Source organism: Mucilaginibacter sp. P2_A4, from assembly GCF_056405015.1.
Genome location: NZ_JBFUCX010000008.1, coordinates 317,532 through 324,040, shown reverse-complemented (window position 1 = coordinate 324,040; position 6,509 = coordinate 317,532). Strand labels below are relative to the sequence as shown.

The 6,509-nt window shown below is 43.3% G+C and carries 5 protein-coding genes; 3 read left to right on the top strand and 2 right to left on the bottom strand.

Features of this window, described 5'->3' with window-relative positions; all coding sequences use genetic code 11:
• A partial coding sequence (locus AC1DYB_RS16845) for an integrase core domain-containing protein (protein WP_477436628.1) occupies window positions 1-184 on the top strand: 184 nt, incomplete at its 5' end.
• 211 nt (window positions 185-395) lie between these two features.
• Here AC1DYB_RS16845 and AC1DYB_RS16840 read toward each other — a convergent pair.
• Window positions 396-1,019 carry a LysE family translocator gene (locus tag AC1DYB_RS16840; protein ID WP_295721511.1) on the bottom strand — a complete coding sequence of 208 codons (624 nt, stop codon included), beginning with the start codon at window positions 1,017-1,019 and terminating at the stop codon, window positions 396-398.
• A 181-nt stretch (window positions 1,020-1,200) separates the two neighbouring features.
• Here AC1DYB_RS16840 and AC1DYB_RS16835 point away from each other — a divergent pair, with 181 nt between their 5' ends.
• Window positions 1,201-2,127 carry a cobalamin-binding protein gene (locus AC1DYB_RS16835; RefSeq protein WP_477436626.1) on the top strand — a complete coding sequence of 309 codons (927 nt, stop codon included), beginning with the start codon at window positions 1,201-1,203 and terminating at the stop codon, window positions 2,125-2,127.
• Between the two features lie 421 nt (window positions 2,128-2,548).
• Window positions 2,549-5,125: a family 20 glycosylhydrolase gene (locus tag AC1DYB_RS16830; RefSeq protein WP_477436624.1), complete on the top strand. Its 2,577-nt coding sequence runs from the start codon at window positions 2,549-2,551 to the stop codon at window positions 5,123-5,125.
• Window positions 5,126-5,421: 296 nt separating this feature from the next.
• On the opposite strand, the gene AC1DYB_RS16825 is transcribed toward AC1DYB_RS16830, so the two are convergent.
• A complete protein-coding gene (locus AC1DYB_RS16825) occupies window positions 5,422-6,444 on the bottom strand; it encodes a hypothetical protein (protein ID WP_477436622.1) in 1,023 nt (340 codons plus the stop codon).
• Window positions 6,445-6,509 lie beyond the last annotated feature (65 nt).

Here is a 6,509-nt window from a genome sequence, read left to right as displayed (position 1 = left end):
CGGCAAGGTGGAACGCTTTTGGAGGACCCTTAAAGAAGACCTTATTGAAGATACCGATTTCGACAGCTTTGAAGAGCTGGAAGATGAACTCCTCAAATATCTTGTTTATTATAACTGGGAACGGCCACATCAGGGCATCAATGGTAAAAAACCTATCGATATGGTCACCCTAAACAACAAATAAAAATACCTGATTCTGTTACCGAATTACTAAACCCTTACAGCAATGACGCGGGTTTTAAATTTCCAGTTCAAAAACCATCTCCACAACCATTTTCAAATCCTCAAATCAACCTATCTTCAAATTTTTTCATCATCTGCACATTTGCATATTTAAAATCTGCACATCTGAAATCTGCACACCCGCATATTTAAAATCTGCACATTTGCACACATCAATGCTTGAAAAACGATAGATAAACCTGCTTCACAATATGATACCCCGCAAAGGCGAAAAACAAGATGGCGATACTGGTATTAATTAACCGCGTACTAAGTGCAAATTTACTTTGTATATACCGGGCGAACAGCGCGTAGATATATAAGCATAAAAAAGAACCGGCTGCAGAGCCTACACTAAATATCACTAAGGCTATCCTTCCGTCAAGGATCCATTCGTGAGTAATGAGGTAAGTTCCTGTAACCATCCAGAAAGGTACTTGCATGGGGTTTAAAAAGCCCAGCAGGATGCCATACTTGATGCTGGCATGTTCGGAGTAAGTAGTTTGGGGTGGTTTATTGCGATGGATCCAGGTAATGGCGCCCAATACGCCAAAAAGGATAACCATTACCCAGTCGATAATAACGGCCAGGTGCATTTGGCCCGAAAGCCACCTTGCGGCCTGCATAATGCAATAAGTGAAGAAAAACTCAACGCATGAAAAAGCGATGATAAAGCGTAAAGCCTCTTTTATGCCACGGTTTATAGTGATCTGTATAAGTGAAAGGTTAATGTTGCCGGGAGGGATGTAACCAATAAAGTTGGCTATCAGCCCGATGAAAAAGGTAAGAAATATCATTGCGGCAAAGATATGTTGTTAAATTGAAAATTTGGAGATGAGTTGATTTGAAAATTTGAAGATGTGACAATTTGAAAATGAGTTTGCATTTCAAATCTTCAAATTGACAAATTTTCAAATCAATCTGCACTTCTTCCGTACATTTGCACATCTGCATATTTGAAATTGCACGTCTGAAAACATGTCAACTGATAAAATAATCTCCTTACTTCCATCCGCTACCGAAATAATATGTGCCCTGGGGCTCGAAGATAACCTGGTGGGCCGCTCACATGAGTGCGACTATCCCGAATCGGTAAAACAATTGCCGGTTTGCACCGAAGCGAATTTTCCTGATGGTTTAAGCAGTGCCGATATTGATGTGAAGGTGAAGGAAATTCTTGCCGATGCCTTATCAGTTTACACGGTAAAACGCGAACAGATCAAACAACTGGCACCCGATGTGGTGATTACGCAGGATCAGTGCGAGGTTTGCGCGGTATCACTAACGGATGTGGAGCTGGCTCTGGATAACTATCTTGATAAAAAAGCCCATATCATTTCATTGCGACCAAATAGTGTAGAAGATATCTTTAATGATATAATCACCATAGCCAATGCGTTGAATGTACCCCAGGCAGGTGCCGACCTGGTGGAATTGCTTAATGAACGGGTTGATATCATTAAACATAAATTGAAATTTGCAGATAGCAAACCAACCGTAGCCTGTATAGAATGGCTGGAGCCAATGATGATATCTGGCAACTGGGTGCCCGGATTGGTAAACATAGCCGGCGGTACACCTGTGCTGGCCCAGGATGGCAAGCATTCACCCTATGTAAGCTGGGACGAGATTCGTGCGCAAAATCCTGAAATCATCGTAGTAATGCCCTGTGGCTTTTCAATAGAGCGCAGTTTAAAGGAAATAGATATTTTAATGCGGCTTCCGGGCTTTGCTGATATGAAGGCCGTGAAAAATAATCGGCTGTATATTGCCGATGGCAACCAATACTTTAACCGCCCCGGTCCGCGAATTGTCGATTCTATCGAGATCCTGGCCGAGATCATCCGCCCTAAGCAGTTTGCCTTTGGGTACGAGGGTGAGGGCTGGATAAAGTTCGGGGTGTAAGGTCTGCCGGTCATTGTACTTAAGACCAATTTAGCCCTCCGCGCGTCATTGCGAGGCACGAAGCAATCTCCACGATGGCAGGGCGAATATGCAGGCTTAGCTTTTCTGTCTGCTCTGTATAGTAGGGAGATTGCTTCGTTCCTCGCAATGACGGGGTTACAATAAATCACTTTTTGTCATACTGAACGCAGTGAAGGATCTGTTGTTGCCATGCTTTTTTGCTAGGTACAGTCTGCGAATAGATCCTTCGTCCCTAAGTATAACAAAATTTTCAAACGTCATTTTTTTTCAGTGTCCCCGCGATAGTAAAACTCGTGACGGTTCTGTATAAATCAGGAAGTAAATAAAATCTCCACTTATTAAAATTATTTAAAAAGTTGTATATATTTACGTGTCCAATAAAATTAAACACTAAAATTATATGCGTAAAATTTTTACTACGATGCTTATCGCGGCATTTTTTATGAGTTCTGCTTTTAAAACTACGGATGCTATAAAATTTAATGCTGCCGATTTGCGCATTAGCTGGGAGGTAATGGATAATAACTACCAGGGTAAAAATGAAGCGTTGACCGCGCTGGTAATTACCAATAGCGGTAAAGACGTATTGCCAGCAGGTGGATGGAAGTTCTACTTCAACTCGGGCCGTGGCTTTACCGAAAACGCGGTAAGTGGCAATGCCAAAATAAATCAGGTAAACGGCGATCTGTACAGTATTACCCCAACAGCAGGTTTTAAAGAACTGAAACCGGGTGAATCTGCCCGCATCGAATATGTAAATGACGATCCGGTAGTAAACGTTACCGATGCCCCTGAAGGTATTTACCTGGTTTGGGATGCCCAGGCCGAAAAGGGCTACAGCATTGGTTCGTTTGATATCAAGCCCTATAAGCCTACCTACGCGGGCTTAATCACCCCAGAAATTGTTTACGACAGGAATAAAACGGTAAGCGATATTCCGGCAGATCAATTGCCTAAAATTTTGCCTACCCCGGTAAGCTATAAGGAAACGGGGAGCGCTTTTACATTAACAGCCAACATACATGTTTTATCGGCTGATAAAAGGTTCGATAAAGAATTAGCGATATTAAACAATGACATAAAAGCCTTATTTGGCAAAAGGGCGACCAATAAGTATGCTGATAATGTTATTTCGCTTGAATATAAAGAAGGCTTAAATGCAGAAGGGTATGAGCTAAGCGTTAAGCCATCTGCAATAACTATCCGTGCAACTACTGCGGCGGGTATGTTTTACGGTATACAATCGTTTAAAACGTTGATACCAGTAACAGCATTAGCTAAGCCAACATCATCTATACAAATTTCTTGTGTTGAAGTTACCGATGCTCCCCGTTTCCCGCACCGTGCGGTGATGTTGGATGTAGCCCGTAACTTTCAACCCCAAAAACAGGTAATCAAATTGCTGGAGGCTATGAGTCTTTATAAACTGAACGTTTTACACCTGCACCTAACCGATGATGAAGGCTGGAGAATAGAGATTCCGTCGTTACCCGAGCTTACTTCCGTTGGCTCAAAACGTGGGCATACATTGGATAGTAAAAACCATTTGCCGGCATCCCATGGTTCGGGCCCGGATGTGAACAATCCTTATGGTACGGGCTTTTATACCAAAGCTGAATACATCGAAATTTTGAAATATGCTACTGATCGCCATATCACGGTAATCCCCGAAATAGAAACTCCCGGCCATGCCCGTGCTTCTATCAAAGCGATGGATGCCCGGTATGATCGCCTGATGGCCGAAGGTAAAAAGGAGGAAGCCACCAAATATCTACTCCGCGATCTCGATGACAAATCCGAGTATCGGTCTGTACAGTACTGGAACGATAACGTGATCAATGTATCGGTGCCATCAACCTATACTTTTGTGGAAAGGGTTGTTGATGACCTGATCAGCATTTATAAAGAAGCGGGTGCACCGCTGCCAAACATTCATTTTGGGGGCGATGAAGTGCCACCGCATGTATGGGAAAAATCTCCGGCTTATATCGCTTTAAAGGCCACCCACCCGGAGATTCAAAACACCGGCGACCTGTGGTATTATTTTTACGGCCGCGTTAACCAGATATTGAAAGCTAAAGGCATTCACTTATCCGGCTGGGAAGAAATGGCCCTGCGCAAAACCAGGCTTGATGGCAACGATACTTATGTGCCTAACCCCGATTTTACAGGCGAACACCTGCAGGCAGATGTATGGAACAATGTTTTGGGTGGCGGGCAGGAAGACCTGGCTTACAAGCTGGCTAATGGCGGTTACAAGGTAGTGCTTACCTGCGTTACCAATTTGTACTTTGATATGGCCAACTACAAGTCATTTGATGAGCCAGGTTACTATTGGGGAGCGTTTTTAGGGATAGATAAATTTTATTCCTTTATTCCTTACGACTATTTTAAAAATGCCGATGTAGATAAAAATGGTGCACCAATAAATAGGAGCATATTTTTAGGTAAGCAACGCCTTACTGATTATGGCAAAAGCAATATAATAGGCTTACAGGGAGCGCTATGGGCCGAAACGGTAAAAGGCACCGAGCGTATGGACTATATGATTTTCCCGCGCCTGTTTGGCCTGGCCGAACGTGCATGGGCGCAAGACCCTGCGTGGGCTACAGAAAAAGATCCTATAAAGGCGCAGCAGGAATACCAGCAATCATGGTCGGTATTTTTGAATGCGCTGGGTAAAAGAGAAATGCCACGTTTGAGCTATTACAATGGCGGTTATAACTATCGTGTGCCAAAACCGGGTATCAGTCTGCAAGATGGCAAATACTCAAGCAACATAGAGTTTCCCGGTTTAACTATACGCTATACCACCAACGGGAAAGATCCGGATGCCGGCAGCAAAGTTTATACCGGCCCTGTTGATTATAAAAGCGGTGTGATTAAGTTCCGCGCTTTTGATCCAAAGGGCAGGGGAGGTAATGTAGCTACCGGTGGTGAGGATGCAGAAGGAAAGAAACAGGGATCGACTTTGTAAGTAGATAAGAACGTTAAAAACACCCGTTATTGGTAGGAACGAAGCAATCCCCAACTATGCAGAGCCGCTCTGTACTTGGGGGATTGCTTCGTTTCTACCTATGAGGTTTTGGATTTTGGGGCGTGTGGGCCTGTCAGTCTGAGCCTGTCGAAGACTCGCGCGGAGAGGCCTTTGCCCACTATCCTTCGACAGGCTCAGGATGACAGCCATTTTTTTTACGTCATTTTCTCCTTCAAAGGCCAAAACGGATAGTAAAACTTGCAATGACGTTTTAAGAATGTTAGTTGACTAATAATTTAAGCCGTAGGATATCTTCTCCTTAAAAGAGCGTAGAACTTTTCGGCAGTTGCGGCTTTACTATCCCAGTTGTTTTTGGCAACATAATTTGTTTTCAAAAAGCGTTCGGCTTCTTCAAAAGTGTTAAAACGGTTCACTATTTCAATGGCTTCGCTATAGGCCAGGCTGTAGCCGTTAAACAGATCTTTAATATAAAGCAGTTTATCATTCAGGTTAATGGCCGATTTAAGATCATTAACAGGCAATGCGTTTACCTGTGCCGATAACCCATTTTCCCTTTCGGCTTTTTGGGCCGACATTTTTTGATTGAAGGTAAGTATCTGGTCGCCTTCTGTTTTTGCTGGCTCCGGCTTAGTCACCATTGGTTTAAATAGTTCTGGCTGGGCTACTGGTGTTGGTTTCTCAGCTACAGGCGGTTGTACGGCTACAGGCAGTTCAATTATTGCTACTGGTTCGGCTATCTTTTCTTTCTCTTCGGTTATTATTGGTTCATCCAATACCAACTCGTTAGTGAGAATTATGGGTTCACTGCTTTCAAAAGTATATGAATCTACAGTGCTTTCTAAACTGGAATCAATTACCACTGGTGCGGGTTCCTCTTTAATCGGGGCAGGCTCAGCTATTTCGGGTTTAACAGGGTTATAAGCTGCTGGAGCCGGAATAACTGCCTCATTGCTCAGTTCGAGTTTAGCTTCAACAACCGGTTTCTGTTGTACTACCGGCTCAAAAAAGCGGCGTTCATATATCGGCTCTTGTTTTGGTAAGGGAGTGGCTGCCGGTTTTGGAGTTTCTATAACCGGCTCTGGTTTTGCAACAACTTCGGGCGCATCAGCAGGTAGCACTTTGCGCTCGTGAATTTTGCGTAATATTTCGGCGTGGTCTTTTAAAAAATGTGCGTTGGCTACAAAAAGCTCCAGTTCAAGTTCATTCAGATCGCTGCTGTCAGCTTTAAGGTAATCATATTGGTCATTAAGCTCTTGTAAAATGCCGCCGATCTTTTTAAATACATCCATTTGCTTCATGGCTTCAATGTTAGGAAAATGCTTACCAAAAATAGGATAAAATTCTGATATTTGGGCCCCACAAT

Coding starts and splice junctions, on each gene's coding strand:
- AC1DYB_RS16840 (WP_295721511.1), bottom strand. CDS start 1,019: ATGATATTTCTTACCTTTTTCATCGGGCTGATAGCCAACTTTATTGGT.
- AC1DYB_RS16825 (WP_477436622.1), bottom strand. CDS start 6,444: ATGAAGCAAATGGATGTATTTAAAAAGATCGGCGGCATTTTACAAGAG.
- AC1DYB_RS16830 (WP_477436624.1), top strand. CDS start 2,549: ATGCGTAAAATTTTTACTACGATGCTTATCGCGGCATTTTTTATGAGT.
- AC1DYB_RS16835 (WP_477436626.1), top strand. CDS start 1,201: ATGTCAACTGATAAAATAATCTCCTTACTTCCATCCGCTACCGAAATA.